Source organism: Streptomyces sp. NPDC048415 (assembly GCF_040651675.1).
Lineage (GTDB): Bacteria > Actinomycetota > Actinomycetes > Streptomycetales > Streptomycetaceae > Streptomyces.
This window is the reverse complement of record NZ_JBEZKJ010000061.1, coordinates 1-22,913: the sequence shown is the minus strand read 5'-3', so window position 1 is coordinate 22,913 and position 22,913 is coordinate 1. Positions and strand designations below refer to the sequence as shown.

Genomic DNA, 22,913 nt, shown 5'->3' with positions numbered 1-22,913 from the left:
CGGAGTCGTCTCCACACCCTCACCCTGTCCGTACGGCAAAGGCCGGTTCCCGTGACTCACGTCACAGGAACCGGCCTCGGTCGCGAAGGACTTACGGCTAGAAGCCCTTGTAGGAGTGCTTGCCGCTCACGAAGATGTTGACGCCGTAGTAGTTGAACAGCCAGCAGCCGAAGGCGATCAGGGCGATGTAGGCGGCCTTGCGGCCCTTCCAGCCGGCCGTCGCGCGGGCGTGCAGGTAACAGGCGTACGCGACCCAGGTGATGAACGCCCAGGTCTCCTTGGGGTCCCAGCCCCAGTAGCGGCCCCAGGCGTCGCCCGCCCAGATCGCGCCCGCGATGATCGTGAACGTCCACAGCGGGAAGACGGCGGCGTTCACGCGGTAGGAGAACTTGTCGAGGGAGGCCGAGGCGGGCAGCCGCTCCATGACGGAGGTCGCGAAACGGCCAGGCTGACCGCCGCTCGCGAGCTTGTTCTCGTACGAGTCCTTGAAGAGGTAGAGCAGCGTGCCGACGGCGCCCACGTAGAAGACGGCGCCGCAGATGATCGCGGTCGAGACGTGGATGTACAGCCAGTACGAGTGCAGCGCGGGAACCAATTGGTCGCTAGCGGTGTACAAGACGGTGACGGCGAGACCGAGATCGAGGAGGACCGTGGTGACCAGGGGGAGGCCGAGCCAGCGGACGTTCTTCCGCAGCGCGAGCAGCGTGAGGAACACCGCGACGGCCACGGTGGAGAAGGTGATGTTGAACTCGTACATGTTGCCCCACGGCGCCCGCCGCACCGACAGAGCGCGGGCGATCACACCGGCCGCCTCGACGGCCCAGGCGAGCGCGGTGAGGGACACGGCGATACGGCCGTAGAGGTCGCCCTGCTCGTCGCCGCCGTGCGCGCCGGGCCCGTCGGGCACGTCCCGGGCGCCGACCGCGGACCGGGTGACGACCTGCGGCCGCTCCAGGACCGTGGTGCCGGCCTGCGCCTTGACCTGCACCTTGGGTGCTTGTGCCGCAGCCTTCGTGGCGGTGAGCGCGTTGGCCGTACGGGCCACCTTGCTGCGACTGCCGAAGAGCCACTCGGCGATGTACGCGAGGAAGGCCAGCGTGTAGACGGCCATCGCGGAGTAGACCAGCGTGTTGCTCATGTTGGCGAGGTGTTCGTTGGTGGCCGTGGCCAGGTCGGTTGCGCTGGCGAGATGGCTTGCGGTGGCGAGAGTCACTGCTTCTCAGCCCCTTCGGCGGCAGGTACGGGGGGTTTGGCGTCGGGGTCGGCTCCGTCGGTCTTCGTTGGCGCCTGTTCGTGCACGAGCGCGGCCAGGTCGCCCAGTTCCTCGGGGAGCTTCGCGGACTCGCTGCGGCCCAGGCCCGCCATCTCGACGACGGTGACGCCGTCGGCGCCGGTGGTGGCCCGCACCCAGACGCGGCGGCGCTGGATGAAGAGCGACCCGGCGAGGCCGAAGATCGCAGCGAAGGCCCCGATCAGCGCCCAGTCACTGCCGGGCTGCTGAGTGACCTGGAAGCCGGCCCACTCCTTGATCTGCTTGTCGAAGGTGATCGAGCCGGCGCCGTTCGGCAGCTTCATGGTCTGCCCGGGCCGCAGCCTCTTCTTGAGGATGTCGCCCTTCGCGTCCTTGAACTGCTTCATGTTGGAGGTGACGAGTTGATACACGTTCTGCGGGATTCCCGAGTCGACCCCCAGGCTGCCGTGGAAGCCGGACAGCGCGAGCACGGGGGAGTCGAGCGCGGGGAACTGGGAGAACATCGTTCCCTTGCCCGCTCCCGCGAAGGTCGGCACGAAGAAGGCGGCGAAGCCGAGCTGTTCGCTGCGGCCCTGCCCGTTCCGGTAGCCGTCCATGACCTTGATGGCGCCCTGCGAGGTGACGTTCGCGTCGAGCGGCAGCATCGGCACGGCCTGATGGAGGACGACGTTGCCCTTGCCGTCCCGGACGGTGACGACGGGCGCGTAGCCGTGGCTGACGAGGTAGACCTTCGAGTCGCCGATCTTCAGCGGCTCGTTGACCTTGACGGTGGTCTTCTTCTCCTTGCCGTAGGCGCCCACGCTGTAGGTGATGTCCGCCTGGAAGGTGCGCGGGGTGCCCTTGTTGGGGCCGGTCCGCTCGTAGGTGCCGGTGAACTTCTTCAGGTTGAAGCTGAACGGCGTGAGGTCGTCGTCGCTGAAGAGGTTGCCGGACTTGAAGTCGTCGTACTGCGAGAGCGCGTTGGAGAAGCCGTCGCCCTCGACGATCAGCTTGTTGCCCTCGGACTTGAAGAGCTGGCCCCAGGCGAAGGCGACGAGCATCACGATCAGTGCCATGTGGAAGAGCAGGTTGCCGGTCTCGCGCAGATAGCCCTTCTCGGCGGCGACGGCGTCCCCGTCGAGATGCGCCCGGAACCGGCGCCGCTTGAGGACCTTCAGGGCGACCTCGCGGACCTGCTCCGGCTCGGCGTCGGTGCGCCAGGTCGCGTAGGCGGGCAGCCGGGTCAGCCGCTTGGGCGCGCCCGGCGGACGGCCGCGCAGCTGCCCGACGAACTGCCAGGTGCGCGGCACGATGCAGCCGATGAGCGAGACGAACAGCAGGATGTAGATCGCCGAGAACCACACGGAGCTGTAGACGTGGAACAGCCCGAGCTTGTCGCAGACGGGCCCGAGCACGCTGTGCGCGTTCCTGAAGTCCGCCACCTTCTGCGCGTCGGTCCCGGACTGCGGGATCAGCGAGCCGGGGATCGCTCCGAGCGACAGCAGGAAGAGCAGGATCAGCGCGACCCGCATGGACGTCAGCTGCCGCCAGAACCAGCGGGCCCAGCCGATGACCTCCCGGCCGGTCCACGCCAGCCACCCGGCGGCACCGGGCCCTCGCACTCCTCCGAACGAGCCGGGCATGGCCGTCTCCACCGGGGCGGTGGACAGTTGGGATCCGGCTGCCCCGAGATCGGCCTCGGCGGCGCGCGCCTCCTGAGCGGTGGCGGACTCCGTCGTCTTGCCGGTGTCGGTATCGGTCGTGCCCATGGATCAGATCCCTACCGTGAAGCCGTCGGACCAGGTTTGCATCTGCTGCACGATGCTGTCCCACGCACCGGTGAGCAGCAGCAGGCCGGTCACGATCATCATGCCGCCGCCGATCCGCATCACCCAGGTGTAGTGGCGCTTGACCCAGCCGAAGGCGCCGAGCGCCTTGCGGAAGGCGACCGCGGTGAGGACGAAGGGGATGCCGAGGCCGAGGCAGTACGCGACGGTCAGTATGGCCCCCCGGCCCGCGCTCGCCTGATTCATCGCGAGAACCTGCACCGAGGAGAGCGTCGGGCCGAGGCAGGGCGTCCAGCCGATGGCGAACAGCGCGCCGAGCACAGGCGCGCCCGCGAGACCGGCCACCGGCCGCTTGTGGAACCGGAATTCGCGCTGGGTGAACCAGGGCATCAGCCCCATGAAGAACACACCCATGAGGATCATGAGCACGCCGAGCACCTTCGACAGCGTGTCCTGGTGCTCGTGCAGGGTCGCGCCGAAATACCCGAAGAGCGCCCCGCCGGAGACGAACACGACGGTGAAGCCGAGGACGAACAGGGCCGCGCCCGAGGCCATCCGCCCCCGTCTGGCCTCCGCCAGATCCGTGCCACCGACCCCGGTGACGTACGACAGGTAGCCGGGCACCAGCGGCAGCACGCACGGCGAGAAGAAGGAGACGAGTCCGCCGAGCACGGCGATCGGCAGGGCGACCAGCAGGGCGCCGCTGTAGACCGTCTCGTTCTTGCCGACGGACTCGGCCAAGGTCGTGGCTAGGAGGGACACGTCAGGTCACTTCTCCGCGAGAACCGGGTCGAGCATCTTGCGCAGGGTTTCCTCGCTGAGCGCCTGCAGGGTCCGGGCGGCGACCTTCCCGTCCCGGTCGACGATGAGCGTGGAGGGGATCAGCTGCGGATTCAGCGTGCCCTTCTTGAAGCGGAGCATCAGCTTGCCCGTCGGGTCGTACAGGCTCGGGTAGGTGATGCCCTGTTCCTTCTCGAAGGCCTTGGCCGGACCGGTGCTGGTGTCGCGGGTGTTGATGCCCACGAACTGCACGCCCTGGTCCTTGGTGCTCTGGAACACCCGCTCGAGGTTCTTGGCCTCGGCGCGGCAGGGCCCGCACCAGGACCCCCAGACGTTGAGGACGACGACCTTGCCCTTGTAGTCGCGGACGTCGAGCTGCTTGCCGTCGATGGTCTTGCCGGAGAGGTCGGGGATCGCGGCCCGCGAGCCCTTCGAGGCGGTGTCGACACCGTTCTTGCCGGCGACGAAGTTGGTGTTGCCCGCTCCCCCGGAGGTGCCCCCGGAACCGCACGCGGACAGGACGAGCGCGGCGGCGGCGGCCCCGGCGGCGAGCAGGGCGGCGCGGCTACGGGTGCGGTTCGGGCGCTGGTCGGCACGGCAGGCGGCACTCATGTGAAAAGTTTCGCATGCCCGTTTCGAGGATCTTCCGCACCCCCCTTGCGGGCGGAAACCCGCATTTCAGGCTGCCTGTCCGCCCAGGTAGGACTTCCAGCCGCCAGCGGGCTGCTGCCCCACGTCCAGCGACTGAAGCCGGGTCAGCACCTCGGGCTTTTGCACATCCAGCCAGTCCACGAACTGCCGGAAGGAGATGAGGCGCACGTCCGCGCCCTTCTCCTTCTCCCGGGCGATGTGCTTGAAGGCCTGCTCGACGGCGTCCATGTAGATGCCGCCGTTCCACTCCTCGAAGTGGTTGCCGATGAAGAAGGGTGCGCGATTTGTCTCGTATGCCCGCTTGAATCCGGCGATATAGGAGTTGGCCGCCTGGGTGCGCCAGCCCGGGTAGTTGTACGAGGGCGCCCGCGTCGAGTTGACCGACTGGTTGGCGAGGATGTTGTAGTCCATCGAGAGCACCTCGAAGCGGTGCCCGGGGAAGGGCATCGCCTGCAGCGGCAGGTCCCACAGCCCCTGGTTCTTCTGCGGCCAGCGCTGGCGCCCGCCGGGCGAGGAGGCGTCGTAGCGCCAGCCGAGTTCCTTGGCGGTGGGCAGCAGGTTGTTCTGGCCGAGCAGACACGGCGTACGGCCGCCGATGAGTTCCTTCTCGTAGTCGAAGGGCAGCGCGGGCAGATCACTCCAGCCCGTGTTGGTCCGCCACTCCTTCACGAAGGACTTCGCCTGGTCGATCTCGCTGCGCCACTGCGCGGACGTCCAGTTGGCGACCGTGCCCGAGCCGGCGCAGAAGTGGCCGTTGAAGTGGGTGCCGATCTCATGGCCGTCGAGCCAGGCCTGCCGGACGAGTTTCAGCGTCGCCTTGACGTGCTCGTCGGTGAGATAACCGATGTCCGAGGCGCCCCTGGGGTTGTTGGGCGGCAAGTACAGGCGCTTTTTCGACTCGGGCAGCAGATACAGCCCGGAGAGAAAGAACGTCATGTGCGCGTCGTGCTCTTTGGCGAGTCCGAGGAAGCGGTCGAAAAGACCGGTCCCGACCTCCCCCGCGCCGTCCCAGGAGAAGATCACGAACTGCGGAGGGGTCTCGCCGGGCTCAAGCGGGACGGCCTTGTCGGGCTGGTTGGGCTGCTTGCCCGTGTACGCGGTGGAGCCATCACCGAGGGGACGTGCGGTGGCCTTCGGGGCGCCGGGCCGTCCGCCACCGTGGGAACCGCCGCCCCGGCTCGCGGCGTCATGCTCTGTGGTGCCGCACGCGGCAAGTCCCAGCGCTGCCGCGGCACCTGCCCCGAGGCCGATCATTCCCCTCCGGCTGATGTCCCGCATGCGGTCCCCATCTCATCGCGCCCTCTCAGCTGGCTCCCAGCTGGCACACAATGAGAGGGCGCGATGGAGACGGAGGTTCCGTCAAACTCCGCGTATTTATCTGATTTTACGAAGATGCGCTCAAATGGCATGACCGCATACGCTTTGTGACGGGGCGTACGCCGCCCCCCTGCGGGGGCCTACGCCCCGAACGCCTTGTCCTTCCCCTTCACCGGCTTTGCGCCCGCGAGGAGATGGGCCGGGACCAGATCACGGGCGGGCTCGGTGTAGCCCACGGACACGATCTTGTCGCCCCGGTAGGTGAAGCTCGTCAGGGAAGCCAGCGTGCACTGCCGCTTGCGCGGGTCGTGCCACAGCCGCCGCTTCTCCACATAGCTGCGCACGATCCAGATCGGCAACTGGTGGCTGACCAACACCGCTTCATGCCCACGAGCGGCGTCCTTGGCGGCGTCCAGCGCCCCCATCATCCGTACGACCTGATCGACGTACGGCTCACCCCAGGACGGCCTGAACGGGTTGACGAGGTGCTTCCAGTTCTCCGGCCGACGCAGCGCGCCGTCCCCGACGCCGAAGGTCTTGCCCTGGAAGACGTTCTCGGCCTCGATCAGCCGCGCGTCGGTCGCGAGGTCCAGCCCGTGCGCCTTGGCGATCGGGGTGGCCGTCTCCTGCGCCCGCTCCAGCGGCGAGGCGACGACATACGTGACGTCACGCGAGGCGAGGTGTTCGGCCACCCGGTCGGCCATCTGCCGCCCGAGCTCGGACAGGTGGTACCCGGCGAGCCGCCCGTACAGCACCCCGTCCGGGTTGGCGACCTCACCGTGCCGCATGACGTGGACGACGGTGATGTCGCTGTCGTCGATGTGCTCGCTCATGCCGTGGCCTCCGCCGCTGCCCGCGCCGCCGCCGGAAGGGCGTCGGCGATCCGCTGAACCGCCTGCTCGTCGTGGGCCGTCGACACGAACCACGACTCGAAGGAGGACGGCGGCAGATACACGCCCTGCGCCAGCATCGAGTGGAAGAACGCGGTGTAGCGGAAGGACTCCTGCGCCTTCGCGTCCTCGTAGTCGCGCACCTCGCGCCCGGTGAAGAAGACGGAGAACATGTTGGAGGCGTTCTGCAGCCGGTGCGTCACGCCCTCCTTGGTCAGGGCCTCGGTCACGAGCGTACGGATCCGCTCCGACACCGCGTCGACCTTGTCGTACGCGGCGTCGTCGAGCAGCCGCAGCTGGGCGAGCCCGGCGGCGGTGGCGACCGGGTTCCCGGACAGCGTGCCCGCCTGGTACACCGGCCCGGCGGGCGCGAGGTGCGCCATCACGTCCTCGCGGCCTCCGAAGGCGGCGGCCGGGAAGCCACCGCCCATGACCTTGCCGAAGGTCATCAGGTCAGGACGTACGCCATCAATTCCGTACCAACCGGCCTTGCTGGTGCGGAAGCCGGTCATGACCTCGTCGGAGATGAACAGGGCGCCGTTCTTGGCGCAGGCGTCCTTGAGCCCCTGGTTGAAGCCGGGCCGCGGCGGGACGACGCCCATGTTGCCGGGCGAGGCCTCGGTGATCACGCAGGCGATCTCGCCGGGGTGCGCGTGGAAGGCCTCGTTCACGGCTTCGAGGTCGTTGTAGGGAAGGACGATGGTGTCGCCTGCCTGGGCGCCGGTGACGCCGGGGGTGTCGGGCAGCGCGAAGGTCGCCACCCCGCTCCCGGCCGCGGCGAGCAGCGAGTCGACGTGCCCGTGATAGCACCCGGCGAACTTGATCACCTTGGAGCGCTGGGTGAAACCGCGGGCGAGCCGGATGGCGGACATGGTCGCCTCGGTGCCGCTGGAGACGAGCCGGACCTGCTCGACGGGCTCGACGCGCGCGACGATCTCCTCGGCGAGTACGACCTCTCCCTCACCGGGCGTACCGAAGGACGTACCGCGCGAGACGGCCTCCTGGACGGCGGCGATGACCTCGGGGTGGGAGTGCCCGAGGATCATCGGCCCCCAGGAACAGACGAGGTCGACGTATGTACGGCCGTCGGCGTCGGTGAGGTAGGGACCGGTACCGGACACCATGAACCGGGGCGTACCGCCCACGGCGCGGAAGGCGCGCACGGGAGAGTTCACGCCGCCGGGTGTGACGGCCGACGCACGGTCGAATAGAGACTGCGAGGCTGGGGCTTCGTAGGGATAAGGCAGTTCGGTCATGACCTGCGACGTCTCCGACTCCGGGGGGCTAATGACCTCCTCAGGGTAGGCCAGGGGCCGCCGGCGCCCGCGAGGGCGAGAGCACGGGGCCGTGAACGCGGGATGCCGGACGGACGTACGGCTTCCTGTACGGAAGATCCCGGCCGTCGCGGGGTCCGATGGGCCGGTGTCCGGTACGACAACCGGGCGCCTTCCCCCGGCCATCTGCGAAACTGGGACTGGTACGGACAGCTCACATGAACGATGGTGTTCAGAGGCTGCGAAGATCCTGCGGACAGGTGTTTCAGCGTACGTTTCGGCGTGCGGCCGTGGGGGAGGTCACTGTCACGATGATCGGGTTGCGTGGCGGGGGTCGCGCGCCTTAGAAAAGCAGTCGGGTGGAGATATGCATCGCGGTGGCGGACTGGGCGAGGGGACCGATGACCTCGGTCCTCGGCGTGCCCGGCGGGGAAGGCACCGGCGCGAGGCGGAGGAAGCGGCCGAGGCACGACAGGCACAGGGATCGCAGGGCTCTCCCGGATCTCAGGGATCACACGGATCACAGGGTGAGTCCGAGCGGGGCGACCGCACGGTCGAGCGGCTGCGGGCGGGGAGCGGGAATGGTGGCCGGGTGGGGGTGACGTACAAATACTTCGGCGCGCCGGACGGCGCGACGGCGGCCCGGGTCCCGATCTCGATGCGCCCCGAGGAGCTCGGCGGCGACGAGCTCGGCATGAACGGCATGTTCACCAAGATCAAGCCGGAAACGATGGCCGCGATGGTGCTCACCGGCATCGAGGGCGTCCCCCTCCACAAGGTCCCGCCCCTCGAGCTGGTCGTCCTCCACCCCGACTACGCCGTGGTGAAGCTCCCCATGACCGTCGTCGACCCCCTCCGCGGCATCGGCGAGGAAGCGGTCGGCGCGGCCGCCTTCATCTGGTCGACGGTCCCGGACCGGGGCGGGCCGCGGGACGCGTTCAATGTGTACCAGTTGCTGCATGAGTGGCAGGATTTCAGCCATCGGTTGCATGAGGCGGGGCATCAGCCGTACTGCTTGGTGTGGCCCTGACCTGGGATTGCATCTGCTGCGGGAGCCTGGTCACGAGCAGCAGGCGCACCCCGGCTCGCAGCCGCAGGTGTCTTCGCGGTCGAGTGGCGGTTCGGCGGTCAACGCGGCACAGCAGCCGTCGCCGCGCCAGGCGTCCCGGCCTTCCTTCACCGCGACCGCGGCGATGATCAGGGCGGCGGCGGGATCGGCCCAGCTCCAGCCGAACGCCGCGTTGGCGACGAGCCCGAGCAGGAGAACCGCCGAGAGGTAGGTGCACAGCAGGGTCTGCTTGGAGTCGGCGACCGCCGATGCCGAGCGCAGCTCACGTCCGGCCCGGCGCTGGGCAGCCGACAGGAACGGCATCACCGCCAGCGACACGGTGGCCAGCGCGATGCCGACGAGGGAGCGGTCCGCCTCACCGGCGCCCGCAAAAGCCCGTACCGACTCCACGACGACGTACGCGGCCAGGCCGAAGAAGGACACCGCGATGATCCGCAGCGCCCGCCGCTCCCGGGCTTCACGCGCCGCGTGGTCGGCGGCGGAGAACTGCCAGGCGACGGTGGCCGCCGAGGACACCTCGATCACGGAATCGAGGCCGAAGCCGATCAGCGCGCTGGACGAGGCGGCGGCCCCCGCGGTCAGGGCGATGACCGCCTCGACCACGTTGTAGGCGATGGTCGCGCCCACCAGCAGCCGTATCCGGCGAGTCAGCGCGTCAAGGCGAGCGGAAGAGGGCCCCAGGGACACCAGAGGCAACTCGGCAGGCATCAGCAGCAGCCCTCCTCGTCCGCGTCCGGGCAGTTGCGGTCCGCGTCCACGGCCAGCACCGCCGTCCGCAGGTCCTCGAGCGCGTGGCCGAGGCGGGGATCGGCGAGCTCGTAGCGCGTACGACGGCCGACAGGCACGGCGACGACCAGCCCACAGTCGCGCAGACACGCCAGATGGTTGGACAGCCGGGTACGCGAAATCCCCAACTCCTCCGCCAGATCGGACGGATGCGACGGAGACTCGCGCAGCGCGAGCAGCAGACGACAGCGGATCGGGTCGGCGAGCGCGCGGCCGAAGCGGGCCAGCACCTCGATCTCGGAGGCGAGAGTCAACATGAAGCGACAGTACAGCAAATCCTGAATTCACGAAATGCTGACACGACATGACTGCTGATATGGAAATTAATGACTGCTCCGTATACCCGCTGGGGGTATAGCGTGGTGAACAGCCCCCCGATGCGAAGGCCGGGAGCGCCCAGTCGGCGGCGTACCCGGTGCGGGTACGCCGTCGACCGGGCGGCGCGGGCTCAGAGCAGCGCGTGCGGATACTGCTCGGCGCGGTGCTGGAAGGCCAGGACCGCGGGGTTTTGGACGATGCCGCCGCGGATCTCGATCGCCCGGCGGATCGTACGGTCACCGTCCCAGCCGGCCGGTCCTTCGAGGACCGGCCGCAGGAACGGGATCAGCGCCTCGCTGTTCTCCCAGGTGGCCGCGTCCCACAGATAGGAGGGGCTGTGGTCCACGCCGTAGTAGTGGACGTGGTCGCCAACGGTGAACATCGGGTCGTTGAAGGTGGTCGGCCGGGCCCAGGCGAAGCCCATGCCCTCGTCGCAGGAGACATCGACGACGAGGGTGCCGGGCGCGAGCTTCGGCAGGTCCTCGTTTATCAGGAACATGAGCGGCGCCGCGGTGTCCTGGAGCACGCAGTTGACGATGATGTCGTGCCCGGCGAGGAACTCGGCCAGCGGCTGCGGACCGTCCTCGGTGAGCACGACGCTGCGCCGCGGGTCGAGGGTGTCGTCGGCCTCGTCGTGGTCGAAGTGCACGATCCGCGCCGAGTGGATCGGTGAGCTGACGGCGGTGACGCCACGGGCGGTCAGCACGTCCACGTCGTGCACGCCCAGCGCACTGAGCGCGGTGACCGCGCCGCGGGCGGTGGCGCCGAAGCCGATCACGACCGCACGCCGCCGGCGCCCGTAGTCGCCGGTCGCGCCCGTCAGCTGCATGGCGTGCAGCACCGACGAGTAGCCGGCCAGCTCGTTGTTCTTGTGGAAGACGTGCAGATTGAACGAACCCTCACGGGTCCAGTGGTTCATCGCCTCGAAGGCGATCACGGTGAGCCTGCGGTCGATGGCGGCCTGCGTGACCTTCTCGTCCTGAACGCAGTGCGGCCACCCCCACAGCACTTGCCCGTCCCGCAGCTCCGCCAGATCCTCGTGCAGCGGTTTGGCCAGCAGGATGACGTCACACTCCGCGATCAGCTCCTGCCGTGGGCGGAAACCGGCGACGAACGGTGCGAGCTGACTGTCCGAGACACCGAAGTGCTCTCCGTAACCGGTCTGCAGATAGATGCTGGGCTGGAGGTCGGCGTCGATGCGTTCGAAGTGGGCTGGGTGGATCGGCAGACGGTGCTCGTTCTCTTTGCGGGTCTGCGACATGATTCCGAGCTTGAGCTGCTGCAAAATGCCCCTTTGATTACTACCTGTTTAACACACTCACGGAGTACGGGGACCGGGCCGACGGCACTCCTTCGGGCCGGACGCCCTGGCGCGCGCCCAACTCCGGCGTCGCGGTGCGGCATCGTGATGCTGTCGTACCTCCACGAAGACACGTCTGCGTATACAGGTCTCCGCGCGCCTTCGAACGGGGACGGCGGGCGGCCTCCTCCACGGGGCCGTAGCTCAGAGTGCACCGACTGAAGCCCACACCGGGAGCGCCGTGGCAGACCATGTGGCGCACCCTGGCGAACCGTGGCGATAGTTCGCCGCCCTCGCCAACACCCGGTAAGTTGCGACGAGTTCAGCTGATACTTCCTGCATTGACGCCCGCCTGACCCCAGGCGGGGGCCCGGGCTCGCCCGGGTCACATCAAGGAAGGGAGCTGGTACTTGTGGCCAAACCGAGGAAGAAAGAGAGCCGCCCTCCGCGCCGGCACAGGCGCGACTGGGTTCAGTTCGCGGCGCTCTGCCTCACCGCGGTAGCCGCAGTCGCAGGGTGCGTCGAGAAGTTCATGTGACGCAGCGTGAGCCGGACGGATGGTTGGGCGTGAGCCCGACCGCTTGATGATCGGCCGGGCTCACACTGACCCGCGCGCGAGCCTGGTCCCGGTTGCCCCCGGGCCAGGCTTCGTGCGTCGCGCGGGCAGATCAAGGGATGCGTCGCTCGGCCTCAGCAACGCGCGCCGCTCCATCCAATGCTGGGTACTGTACCCACCGTGAACGCCATTTGCCCAGGTCAGGGCCGTCCGCAGGGGCTGTGGAACGGGGTGGCGAATCCCTGGCTATCCCTGGCGTTCGCGTGGCGTCAAGAATTGACGGGCGCGCGTCGTCGCTGATAGGAGCGCCGCCGGGGTAGCGAAGGGTGGCGAATGAGCCGCCGGACGAGACGATCTTCTCAGGTTACGAAGACATCGGGCGCGAGCAGGTCCAACCACACGGCGTTGCCCTCGCCGCGAGCCGGGGCGGCGCCCTGCGGGGTCGTCGCCGGGGCAGTGCCCAGCGGCTCGGCGGCGGCCTGCGGGGTCGTCGCCGGGGCAGTGCCTCAGCGGCCGTCCGTCAGCGCGCCGACCAAGTGGACGCCCCGGCCGCCCTGTTCCCACCCCTCCGGGGTCAACTCCCTTATCATCGGCGGGTTGTCGTCATCACCGGCGGGTTGTCGTCGCCGTCGTACACGATGCCACGTACCCGCGCCGACGCCACCGACAGCGATAACGCCGAGCCGTCGCCGCCCTTCGCGTGCACGCAGGCGTTCGTGACGAGTTCGGAGGTGCAGAGCGTCGCCGTGTCCACGAGGGCCTCCAGTCTCTGGGCGCGGACAGTCTCCGGGCGCGGACAGTCTCTGGGCGCGAACAGCCTCTGGGCGCGGAGGACGGAGGCGACGAAGTCGCGGGCGACAAGGGCTGAAGGTCCGCCAGCTCGCGCGGGGGCTTCCACAGGGATCTCCCAGCATTCGTCCCGGGCTCTCCCACACGCCGCCCCTAACGTGCGCGGGGTCCGCGCATCCCGTCTCAGTCAAGCGCGGGCAGGTCCCGGGCTCCCGCAGTGGAGGAGCCCGGGGCCTTTTCTTTGTGCCCCGCGCATGGGCGGCTCTCAGGAAACCCCCAGAGAGCTGAAAGCCGACCCTCATGAACAGGGGGGAGAGTCGGCGCCATGTCCGAGCACTCCGCGCCCCAGACCCGGCACAGACTCCTCGTCGTGGAGGACGAGGCGAGCATCCGTGCCCTGCTGGAAACCACGCTGCGGCTCACCGGCTACGAGGTGAGCAGCGCGGACTCCGGCGCGTCCGCACTGCTGGAGGTCGAGCGGTTCGGGCCCGACCTGGTGCTGCTCGACGTGATGCTGCCCGACCTCGACGGCTTCGAGGTGACCAGGTCGATGCGGGCGGCCGGCAACGACACCCCCGTACTCTTCCTGACCGCGCGCGTCGATCTGTCCGACCGTATCGCCGGGCTGCGGTCGGGAGGCGACGACTACGTCACCAAGCCGTTCAGCATCGAGGAGGTGCTGCTGCGGATCCAGGCGATTCTGCGCCGCACCGGCCCGGAGGAAACCGCGGCCGGCGGGGCGGGCGGCGAGCGGACCCTGCTGCTCTTCGCCGACCTGCGGCTCGATCCGGACGCGCACGAGGTGCACCGCGGGGAGCGGTACGTACCGCTCTCCCCCACCGAGTTCCAGCTGCTCGGCTACCTCATGGCCAACTCCAACCGGGTGCTGAGCAGGGCGCAGATCGTGCGGCACGTGTGGGGGTACGACTTCGCGGGTGACGCGCGCATCGTCGAGACGTATGTGAAGTACCTGCGCAAGAAGATCGACCGCTTCGATCCGCCGCTCATCCACACGGTCCGCGGCATCGGCTACTGCCTGCGGCTGCCGCGCGAGCACGACCAGGACCGGGCGGCCGAACGGGCCGCCGACCGGTGAGACCGCGTATCCGGGCCCGCCTGCGCCGCCGACCGGTGAAACCCCGTTTCCGGGCCCGCCTGTCTCGCGCACCGATGAAACCCCGTTTCCGAGCAGGCCTGCCCCGCCCACCCATGAAACCCCGTTTCCGAGCAGGCCCGCCCCGCCCACCCATGAAACCCCGTTTCCGAGGCGGCCTGCGCCGTCGTCTCGTCCTCGGTATCGCCGTCGTCGCCACCGCCGCCGTGCTGGCCGCCGAGGTCGTCGGCTTCCTCGTCCTGCGGTCCTGGCTGATGGACAGCCTCGACGACCAGCTCACCCACTTCCGCACACACACCAAGGCGTACGGCGACGCGGCGAGCGAGCAGGGATTCCCGAGCCGGTTCACCACCCCCGGGGCGCTGCCCTCCGACTTCCGGATCTACTTCTACGACTCCGACGGCCACCTCCTCAGCGCCTCGCTCGGCGACCCGGAGCCCTCGGAACCCGACCTGTCCTCCTCCGCCGACAGCCTCGGCCTGACAGCGGGACGGCCCACCACCGTGTCCGCCACCTCGGGCGGCGGCCACTGGCGGGTCATCCTGCGGGACGGCCCCGACGGCATGAAGTCGGTCGTGGCTCTGCCCATGGACACCGTGGACGGCGCCACCTCCAAGATCCTCCTGGTGGACGGCGTCCTGCTGGCCCTCACCCTCGCCTGCGTGGTGCTGCTCGGCCGCTGGGTCGTCCGGCTCGGGCTGCTGCCCCTGACCCGGATGGAGCGCACCGCCGAGGACATCACCGACGGCAATCTGGATCTGCGGCTGGCCGACACCGACGAGCGCACCGAGACCGGGCGGCTCGGCCGGGTCCTGAACACCATGCTGGAACGGCTTCAGGGCGCCCTGCGCGAACGTGAGACCTCCGAGGCGAGACTGCGCCGCTTCGTCGCCGACGCCGGCCACGAACTGCGTACGCCGCTGACCACGATCCAGGGCTTCGCCGAACTGGCCCTGCGCCATGAGCAACAGTCCGCCGCGGGCAGACGCGAGGCGAACCGGCTGATCGCGCAGAACGCCGCGCGCATGAGCCTGCTCGTCGACGACCTGCACCTGCTCGCCCAGCTCGACCAGGAGCCCGCCTACCGCCGCGAACCCGTCGACCTCCTCGCCCTCGCCGCCGACGCCGTGAGCGCCGCCGCCCTCGGCAGCCCCGGCCGCCCGATCGACCTGGTGCCCCTCGCTGAGGGGGCCGAAGAACTGGAACTGGTGGAGACTGTCGGCGACCCGCACCGCCTGCGCCAGGTCATCGACAACCTGCTCTCCAACGCCCGCACGCACACGCCCCAGGGCACCCCCGTCCACGTACGCGTGGGAACGGGCCTTGCCGGTCCGGACGTGGGTGGCCGCACCAGCGCGTCGCCGCCCCTCCCGTACGGCACCCCCGTCGGCGTACTGGAAATCGCGGACGAAGGCCCGGGCCTCGCCCCCGAGGACGCCCAGCGCGTCTTCGAACGCTTCTACCGCGCCGACCGTTCCCGCTCCCGCTCCCGCGCCGAGGGCGGCAGCGGACTCGGGCTCGCCATCGCCGCCGCCATCGCGCAGGGACACGGCGGTCGCCTGGAACTGGACACCGCCGCGGGCAAGGGCTGCACGTTCCGACTCGTGCTGCCCCAGCGACCGTGAACCAGCGCGTCGTGGCAGGTGCGGATCTTCGCCGCCGAATCCTTGACGTGAAGCCCCGTCAGAGTCCCGTCAAGGCATGGCTCATCCGGCCTTCCGGGGCTCTACCGTCGAACTCATGGAACGTCGCAATGACACGCGCGAAGCGGTCGGCGCGCCCCCGCCACCGCCGCCCGCCGAAGTGACGCACGACCGCCTCTGGGCCCGCGACCTGCGCAGCTCGGCCCGCTGCGCCGGCGCACTGCTCGCCCTGCTGCTGCTGATCGACGGGGCCGCCGGCACCCTCACAGACCTGCGCGCCGCGCTGTGGATCACGCTCGCGGTGCTGCTGTTCCTGGTGCTCTGCCCCGCCCGGGTCGCCGCCGGCCAGGGCTGGCTGTCGGCACGCGGGCTGCGCGGCACCCGGCGGGTGCGGACCGACCACCTGGTATCGGTGCGCTGTCTGGACGGGGTCGGACAGCGGCTCGTGCTGCGGGACTCCTTCGGCTCGCGGGTCGAGATCGACCCACGGATCCTGGTCACCAATCCGCAGCTGTGGCGCCGCCTGGACGAGGACGCCCGCGTCTCCGACCACCGCGGCTCGCTCACCTGCGGGGCGACGGCGCTGCATCGCGTCGCACAGCGGATCGACCGCGAGACGGCGCTGACGGTGTTCAAGGTGTCCGGGCTGGACTGACCGAGCGCAGACCCTTGCCGCATCTGAACTGGACTGACCAAGCCCACACCATTGCTGCGTCTGAACTGGACTGACCAAGCCCACACCATTGCCCCAAATGGCCGCATACAGCGCCATATGTACCTACGCGGCGAAACCCTAACGGTCCCTTAACGGCGCTCGGGCCGCTCACCCTCCCCCGCCGCCCCCTCCCCCGGCTTACCCTCCGCCCGTGTTCAACGTGACGGGGATCCTCAAACGGTTGGTGATCGGCCGGGCGATGCGCAGTGAGGAGCTGCAGGAGACGCTGCTGCCCAAGCGGCTCGCCCTCCCCATCTTCGCCTCGGACCCGCTGTCGTCGGTGGCGTACGCGACGCAGGAGATCCTGCTGGTCCTCACGCTCGGCGGGCTGGCGTATCTGCACTTCACCCCGTGGATCGCGGCCGCGGTCGTGGCGCTGATGACGGTCGTGGTGCTCTCCTACCGCCAGGTGGTGCACGCCTATCCGAGCGGTGGCGGCTCGTACGAGGTCGTCTCCACGAACCTCGGCCCGTCCGCCGGACTGGTCGTCGCCGCCTCGCTCCTCGTCGACTACGTCATGACGGTGGCCGTCTCGGTCCCCTCCGGCGTCGACAACATCATCTCGGCGATCCCCGAACTCGCCGACCACCGCGTCCTGTTGGCCATCGCCTTCGTCGCGGTGCTGACGGCCATGAACCTGCGGGGCGTACGCGAGTCGGGGCGGGCCTTCGCCGCACCGACGTACCTCTTCATCGGCGGCGTCATCGTCATGGTGATCACGGGCCTGATCCGATACGCCCTCGGGGACGCACCGGTCGCCGAGAGCGCGAGGTACGGCGTCACGGCGGCCCCCTCGGACGCGCACCTCACGGGTCTGGCCCTGCTGATGCTGGTGCTGCGGGCGTTCTCCTCCGGCTGTACGGCGCTCACGGGCGTGGAGGCGATCTCCAACGGCGTACCGGCGTTCCGCAAGCCCAAGTCGAGGAACGCGGCCACGACCATGTCGGTGATGGGCATCCTCGCGATCGTCATGTTCGTGGGCGTCACGGCACTGGCGCTGATCACCAAGGTGCACATCACGGGCGACGCCTGCCGGCTCACGGGCCTCGGCGGCGACTGCGCGCACCACACCCAGCGCACGGTCATCGCGCAGATCGCGGCGTCCGTCTTCGGCGGCGAGCACAGCGTCGGCTTCTACTTCATCCAGGCCGTGACGGCGCTCGTCCTGATCCTCGCCGCCAACACGGCCTTCAACGGCTTCCCGCTGCTGTCCTCGATTCTCGCCCAACACCGTTATCTGCCACGGCAGTTGCACAACCGAGGCGACCGGCTCGCCTTCTCCAACGGCATCCTGGCCCTGGCGATCGTCGCCGGGCTCCTGCTGTGGGGCTTCCGGGCGAACGTGACCAGCCTCATCCACCTCTACATCCTGGGCGTGTTCACCTCCTTCACGCTCTCCCAGCTCGGCATGGTCCGGCACTGGAACCGCGAGCTGCGCGCGACACCCGACCCGGCCGCGCGCCGCCGCCATCACACGGCCCGCGTGATCAACGCGGTGGGTTCCGTCGTCACCGGCCTGGTCCTGGTGATCGTGCTGGCCACCAAGTTCACCGAGGGCGCGTGGCTGGCCGTACTCGCGGCGATCGTGCTGTGGGTGATGATGCGGGGGATCAGACGGCATTACGACACCACGGCGGCGGAGCTGGCGGTGACCGACCCGCAGAGTGAACTCGTCCTGCCCAGCCGGGTACTGGCGATCGTGCTCGTGTCGACGATCCACAAGCCGACCCTGCGCGCCCTCGCCTACGCGCGCGCCCTGCACCCCGACCGGCTGGAGGCCCTGACCGTCTCGGTCGACCGCGAGGAGGCCGCCGCGCTGCGCGCCCGCTGGGAGGAGTACGGCATCGAGGTCCCCCTGAAGATCATCGACTCGCCGTACCGGGAGGTGACCCGCCCGGTCGTCGAGTACGTCCGCTCGATCCGCCGCGAGAGTCCGCGCGACGTCGTCGCCGTCTTCATCCCCGAGTACGTCGTCGGCCACTGGTGGGAGAACTTCCTCCACAACCAGTCCGCCCTCTGGCTCAAGAGCCGCCTGATCTTCACCCCCGGCGTCATGGTCACCAGCGTCCCCTGGCAACTGAGCTCCTCGTCCCACGCGGACCGCCCGGCGGCCCGGGCGCCGGGTTCCTTCCGGCGGGGGGAGCCGCAGTCCCCGGCCGGGGAACGACGACGCTAGGGCGTATTTCAGCGCGTCCGGCGTTCGAGGACGAGCGCGAAGCGCGACACGGGGGTCTGGGGCGGAGCCCCCAGATACGGGACGGGCAGGGGCGGAGGGGGCGAAACCCGGTCGTGTCATTGACGCTGCCTTCACGGGCACCGGCCCGATAGGGTGAAAGAGGTGTGCCGGGAAGTCTGGTCGGCAGGGAGTCGCAAGGGCTCCCTTGAGAGTCACAAGGGCTCCGCGGAGAGTCGCGAAGGCTCCTTCCTCATGGCCAAGGGGTCGGCATGCGCAGCGTAGGGACGGTCCTGGCTCTGGTGGTCCTGGCCACCCTGGTGGCGACGTTCGCGCGCCGCTGGCGTATCCCCGCCCCCTCCCTGCTCGTCGTCGCGGGTCTCGCCGTCGCGCTGCTGCCGGGCACTCCCGAGATCGAGATCAGCCCCGAGATCATCGGGCTCGTCGTGCTGCCGCCGCTGCTGTACGCGAGCGCCGAAGAACTGTCCTGGCGCGAGCTGCGCGCGGTGTGGAAGCCGGTCGGGGTGCTGTCGATCGGGCTGGTGCTCGCGTCCGCCGCGGCGGTGGCGGCGGTCGCCTCGGCGGTGACGCCCCTGTCGTGGCCCATGGCGTTCGTGCTGGGCGCGGTGCTCGCCAGCACCGACCCGGTGGCGGTGACCGCGCTCGGCAGACGGCTCGCGCTGCCGCCGAAGGTCCAGGTGCTCGTGCAGGCCGAGAGTCTGTTCAACGACGCGACCTCGCTCGTCCTCTTCCGGGTCGCGGTGAGCGTGGCCGTCGCCTCGGCGGCGGCGACGTGGGGGTCGGCGGGCGGCGAGTTCCTGCTCCTCGCGGGCGGCGGCACGGTCATCGGCGCGGCGGTCGCCGGTGTGGTGGCACTGATCAGGCGGCGCACCGAGGATCCGGTCCTGGAGACGGTGATCGCCCTGGTCACCCCGTACGCGGCGTACGTCCTCGCCGAGGCCGCGCACACCTCCGGCGTCACCTCCGTCGTCGTCGCCGGGGTCGTCCTCGGCGGCCGGGGCGACCGCCTCACCAACGCCCGCATCCGCCTCCAACTGCACGCCGTCTACGGCACGGTGGTGTTCCTGCTGGAGAGCGTCGTCTTCAGCCTGATCGGCCTGGCCCTGCCCGCCCAGGTCAAAGCGCTGTCCGACGACGACCGGACCTGGCCCCTGTACGCGCTCGCCGTCGCCGCCACGCTCATCGCCGTACGCCTGTTGTGGCTGGCGCCGCTGTCGGCGGTGGTGCAGCGCAAGGGCGGTATCTCCCGCATGAACTGGCGAGTGCCGGTCGTACTGACCTGGGCGGGCACCCGGGGTGTGGTCCCGCTGGCGGCCGCCCTGTCCATACCGGAGACGCTCTCCGATCGCCCGCTGGTCCTCGTCCTGACCACCTCGGTGGTGGTGATGACCCTCGTCGTCCAGGGCTTCAGCCTCGCCTCGGTCGTCCGCCGCTCCGGCATCGCTCTGGAACCCGACCACACGGAACGCGAGGAGGCCGAGGCGCGGCTCGCCCTGGCGAGCGCGGGGCTTGGCCGGCTGGAGGAGCTCTCGGAACTGGAGGCCGTACCGGACGTCGTCCTCGACCGCCTCCGGCGCGGCCTGACCGCCCGCCTCGACTCCGCCCGCGACCGCCTCACCCAATCCGGCGGCGAGGGCGACGGCACGCCGGTCGAGTCCGCCGACCTCACCTACCGCCAGCTCCGCCGCGACCTCATCACCATCGAGGCGGCCGAACTCCAGCGCCTGTACGACCAGCACCGGATCAGCGAGACGACGCGCAGGCGGCTGCAACGGTCCCTGGATCTGGAGGAGGCGCGGCTTTCGGACGCGTGAGCCGACGAGAATCGACGCGCTCAGCGGAACTCCGCGAACCGCGGACGCAGGCCCAGCAGGGTAAGTGCGCCCCCAGCAGGGTCAGTGCGCCCGCCGCGAGCAGCAGCCCGCACGTCCAGGGCAGCAGTCCCCTCACCTCGGAGCGGCCCGCGCGGGCGGAGTCGGAGCGGCCCGCGCGAACGGAGTCGGTGAAGTGAGCCCTTCCCCGTCGCGCCACGGACGGTCGCCCGTGTCGCCCGTGTCGCCCGTGTCCCCCGTGTCCCCCGTGTCCCCCGTGTCCCCTGTGTCCCCTGTGTCCCCCGTGTCCCCCGTGTCCCCTGTGAGGCTCGGTGTGCGACCGGTTCCAGTCACGTACCGCGTCCCTTGACGCCTTCTCAGGCGACCTTTGGCGGGGCCTTGACGCCGCGGTCCGCCCCCGCGCCGACCCGAGCGGGGTCCGGGCCGCCGCCACCCCGTGGGCGCCGCCCGTGATGCGCGACCAGCCGGTCTTAACGCAAGCTTGACGCGTTCGGCCCACTCATCCGTGGGCCCATGGATCACTCTCTGCATACGCTGACTGCTGAATGCGCCGTCCTCCTCGATGGCCGGGAACGATCGAAGAGCCGTACGTCAGGAGAGCACCCCGATGGCCACGACCGAGCATGCCCCCACGAGCCGATTGCGGGCGTGGATGCTGGAGGGCCTGTCCGACATGGCCAAGGCCCCGCAGGGGCCGCACGCCGTCCCTCCCGAGCCCGTGCACAAGGGGCAGCGGTGGTGGCGCGTGATGTGCCTGACCGGCGTCGACTACTTCTCCACGCTGGGCTATCAGCCGGGCATCGCCGCGCTGGCCGCCGGGCTGCTGTCGCCCATCGCCACCATCGTGCTGGTGATCGTCACCCTCGCGGGCGCACTGCCGGTGTACCGGCGGGTGGCCGAGGAGAGCCCCCGGGGCGAGGGCTCGATCGCGATGCTGGAGCGGCTGCTGACGTTCTGGAAGGGCAAGCTGTTCGTCCTGACCCTGCTCGGCTTCGCCGCCACCGACTTCCTGATCACCATCACCCTGTCGGCGGCGGACGCCTCCACGCACCTGGTGGAGAACCCCCATCTGACCACCGTGCTGCACGACAAGCAGATGCTGATCACCCTCATCCTCGTGGCGCTGCTGGGCGCGGTGTTCCTCAAGGGCTTCCTGGAGGCGATCGGCGTCGCGGTCGTCCTGGTGGGGCTCTATCTGGTCCTCAACGCCGTGGTCGTCTTCGTCGGCTTCTGGCACGTGGTCACGGCGGGGCATGTGGTCACCGACTGGTCGAACGGCCTCACCGCCGAGCACGGAAACGTTTTTGCAATGGTCGGCGTGGCCCTGCTGGTCTTCCCGAAGCTGGCCCTCGGCCTCTCCGGCTTCGAGACCGGCGTGGCGGTCATGCCGCATGTCGAGGGCGACCCCGACGACACGGAGGAGAACCCGAAGGGCCGTATCCGGGGCACGAAGAAGCTGCTGACCACGGCCGCCGTGATCATGAGCGTGTATCTGATCGCCACCAGCTTCATCACCACGCTGCTCATCCCGGAGAACGAGTTCAAGTCGGGCGGCCAGGCCAACGGGCGCGCGCTCGCATACCTGGCGCACGAGTACCTCGGAGGCGCCTTCGGCACGGTCTACGACGTGTCGACGATCGCCATCCTGTGGTTCGCCGGCGCCTCCGCCATGGCGGGGCTCCTCAACCTGATGCCCCGCTATCTGCCCCGCTACGGCATGGCCCCGCACTGGGCGCGCGCGGTCCGCCCCATGGTGATCGTCTTCACTCTTGTCGCCTTCCTGGTCACGTGGATCTTCAACGCGAGCGTCGACGCGCAGGGCGGCGCGTACGCGACCGGAGTCCTGGTCCTGATGTCCTCGGCGGCGATCGCGGTGACCATCGCCGCCCGCCGCGCACAGCAGCGGGGCTGGACGATCGGCTTCGCGGTGGTCTCGGCGGTCCTGCTCTACGTCACGGTCGTGAACGTCATCGAACGTCCCGACGGCGTCAAGATCGGCGCCTGCTTCATCGCCGGGATCATCCTCGTCTCGCTCCTGTCCCGGCTCGCCCGCGCCTTCGAGCTGCGGGTCACCAGCCTGACCATGGACGACATGGCCGAGCGGTTCGTCCGGGACATCGCCAGCCGCCGGATCCGGTTCGTCGCCAACGAGCCCGACAACCGGGACGTCGCCGAGTACCGGGAGAAGATCGAGCAGATCCGGGCCGACAACGATCTTCCGGCCCAGGAGGACTTCGTCTTCCTCGAGGTCACCGTGAGAGACCCCTCGGAGTTCGAGGCGGGCATGAACGTACGGGGCGAGGTCATGCATGGCCGCTATCGCGTCCTGACGCTGGAGTCTTCGTCCATCCCCAACGGCCTCGCCGCTCTTCTCCTCCACGTCCGCGACACCACCGGCTGCATCCCGCACATCTACTTCGAGTGGACAGAGGGCGACCCGTTCACCAACTTCCTCCGCTTCTTCCTCTTCGGCCAGGGCGAGGTCGCCCCCGTCACCCGAGAGGTCCTGCGCGAGGCCGAGCCGGACCGCGCCCGCCGGCCACGGGTGCACGTGGGCTAGGAGCGGTTTTTCGCCCCCTCCGCCCCTGCCCGTCCCGTACCTGGGGGGCTCCGCCCCCCAGACCCCCCGTATCGCGCTTCGCGCTCGTCCTCAAACGCCGGACGGGC

Annotated in this window: 18 protein-coding genes; 7 read left to right on the top strand and 11 right to left on the bottom strand. The window is 69.6% G+C overall.

Going from position 1 to position 22,913, the window contains the following annotated elements; translation table 11 throughout:
* Positions 1–97 precede the first annotated feature (97 nt).
* The 7 genes from ccsB to hemL all read right to left on the bottom strand — a co-directional run bounded on the left by ccsB (position 98) and on the right by hemL (position 7,912).
* On the bottom strand, positions 98–1,138 hold the full coding sequence (gene ccsB / locus AB0D27_RS30910; RefSeq protein ID WP_362515445.1) for a c-type cytochrome biogenesis protein CcsB: 1,041 nt from the start codon (positions 1,136–1,138) through the stop codon (positions 98–100).
* 71 nt (positions 1,139–1,209) lie between these two features.
* Positions 1,210–3,000, bottom strand: a complete 1,791-nt coding sequence (locus AB0D27_RS30905) for a cytochrome c biogenesis protein ResB (RefSeq protein WP_362515398.1) — start codon at positions 2,998–3,000, stop codon at positions 1,210–1,212.
* 3 nt (positions 3,001–3,003) lie between these two features.
* A complete protein-coding gene (locus AB0D27_RS30900) occupies positions 3,004–3,780 on the bottom strand; it encodes a cytochrome c biogenesis protein CcdA (RefSeq protein ID WP_362515396.1) in 777 nt (258 codons plus the stop codon).
* 6 nt (positions 3,781–3,786) lie between these two features.
* Positions 3,787–4,410, bottom strand: a complete 624-nt coding sequence (locus tag AB0D27_RS30895) for a TlpA disulfide reductase family protein (RefSeq protein ID WP_362515394.1) — start codon at positions 4,408–4,410, stop codon at positions 3,787–3,789.
* A 66-nt stretch (positions 4,411–4,476) separates the two neighbouring features.
* Positions 4,477–5,727: a hypothetical protein gene (locus AB0D27_RS30890; protein WP_362515392.1), complete on the bottom strand. Its 1,251-nt coding sequence runs from the start codon at positions 5,725–5,727 to the stop codon at positions 4,477–4,479.
* Positions 5,728–5,906: 179 nt separating this feature from the next.
* Positions 5,907–6,599 carry a histidine phosphatase family protein gene (locus AB0D27_RS30885; RefSeq protein ID WP_362515391.1) on the bottom strand — a complete coding sequence of 231 codons (693 nt, stop codon included), beginning with the start codon at positions 6,597–6,599 and terminating at the stop codon, positions 5,907–5,909.
* Positions 6,596–7,912, bottom strand: coding sequence for a glutamate-1-semialdehyde 2,1-aminomutase (gene hemL / locus AB0D27_RS30880; protein ID WP_362515390.1), 1,317 nt, complete (start codon positions 7,910–7,912; stop codon positions 6,596–6,598). Before hemL ends, AB0D27_RS30885 begins: the two co-directional genes overlap by 4 nt.
* A 385-nt stretch (positions 7,913–8,297) precedes the next feature.
* Between hemL and AB0D27_RS30875 the strand changes: the two genes are divergently transcribed.
* Positions 8,298–8,960: a hypothetical protein gene (locus tag AB0D27_RS30875; RefSeq protein WP_362515388.1), complete on the top strand. Its 663-nt coding sequence runs from the start codon at positions 8,298–8,300 to the stop codon at positions 8,958–8,960.
* A 30-nt stretch (positions 8,961–8,990) separates the two neighbouring features.
* Here the strand turns inward: AB0D27_RS30875 and AB0D27_RS30870 are convergent, their stop codons facing one another.
* The 4 genes from AB0D27_RS30870 to AB0D27_RS30855 all read right to left on the bottom strand — a co-directional run bounded on the left by AB0D27_RS30870 (position 8,991) and on the right by AB0D27_RS30855 (position 12,713).
* Complete coding sequence (locus tag AB0D27_RS30870) at positions 8,991–9,707, bottom strand: cation transporter (protein ID WP_362515387.1); 717 nt, start codon at positions 9,705–9,707, stop codon at positions 8,991–8,993.
* Positions 9,707–10,042 carry a metalloregulator ArsR/SmtB family transcription factor gene (locus tag AB0D27_RS30865; RefSeq protein WP_362515385.1) on the bottom strand — a complete coding sequence of 112 codons (336 nt, stop codon included), beginning with the start codon at positions 10,040–10,042 and terminating at the stop codon, positions 9,707–9,709. The genes AB0D27_RS30870 and AB0D27_RS30865 overlap by 1 nt, the downstream gene beginning before the upstream one ends.
* 191 nt (positions 10,043–10,233) lie before the next feature.
* Entirely contained in the window at positions 10,234–11,388 is a 1,155-nt protein-coding gene (locus tag AB0D27_RS30860) for a N(5)-(carboxyethyl)ornithine synthase (RefSeq protein ID WP_362515384.1), read from the bottom strand.
* Between the two features lie 1,157 nt (positions 11,389–12,545).
* Positions 12,546–12,713 (bottom strand): hypothetical protein, encoded by a 168-nt coding sequence (locus AB0D27_RS30855; protein WP_362515382.1) that lies wholly within the window; start codon positions 12,711–12,713, stop codon positions 12,546–12,548.
* Between the two features lie 360 nt (positions 12,714–13,073).
* Between AB0D27_RS30855 and AB0D27_RS30850 the strand changes: the two genes are divergently transcribed.
* From AB0D27_RS30850 to AB0D27_RS30825, 6 genes are all read left to right on the top strand, one after another.
* Positions 13,074–13,844 (top strand): response regulator transcription factor, encoded by a 771-nt coding sequence (locus AB0D27_RS30850; protein ID WP_362515381.1) that lies wholly within the window; start codon positions 13,074–13,076, stop codon positions 13,842–13,844.
* Positions 13,845–13,996: 152 nt separating this feature from the next.
* Positions 13,997–15,487, top strand: coding sequence for a HAMP domain-containing sensor histidine kinase (locus tag AB0D27_RS30845; RefSeq protein WP_362515380.1), 1,491 nt, complete (start codon positions 13,997–13,999; stop codon positions 15,485–15,487).
* Positions 15,488–15,602: 115 nt separating this feature from the next.
* Positions 15,603–16,160 (top strand): hypothetical protein, encoded by a 558-nt coding sequence (locus tag AB0D27_RS30840; protein WP_362515378.1) that lies wholly within the window; start codon positions 15,603–15,605, stop codon positions 16,158–16,160.
* Between the two features lie 211 nt (positions 16,161–16,371).
* On the top strand, positions 16,372–18,396 hold the full coding sequence (locus AB0D27_RS30835) for an APC family permease (protein ID WP_362515376.1): 2,025 nt from the start codon (positions 16,372–16,374) through the stop codon (positions 18,394–18,396).
* A gap of 269 nt (positions 18,397–18,665) precedes the next feature.
* Positions 18,666–20,228 (top strand): Na+/H+ antiporter, encoded by a 1,563-nt coding sequence (locus AB0D27_RS30830; RefSeq protein WP_362515375.1) that lies wholly within the window; start codon positions 18,666–18,668, stop codon positions 20,226–20,228.
* A 625-nt stretch (positions 20,229–20,853) separates the two neighbouring features.
* The gene (locus AB0D27_RS30825; protein WP_362515373.1) at positions 20,854–22,806 is read left to right on the top strand and encodes an amino acid transporter; all 1,953 of its coding nucleotides are present in this window, start codon (positions 20,854–20,856) and stop codon (positions 22,804–22,806) included.
* Positions 22,807–22,913 lie beyond the last annotated feature (107 nt).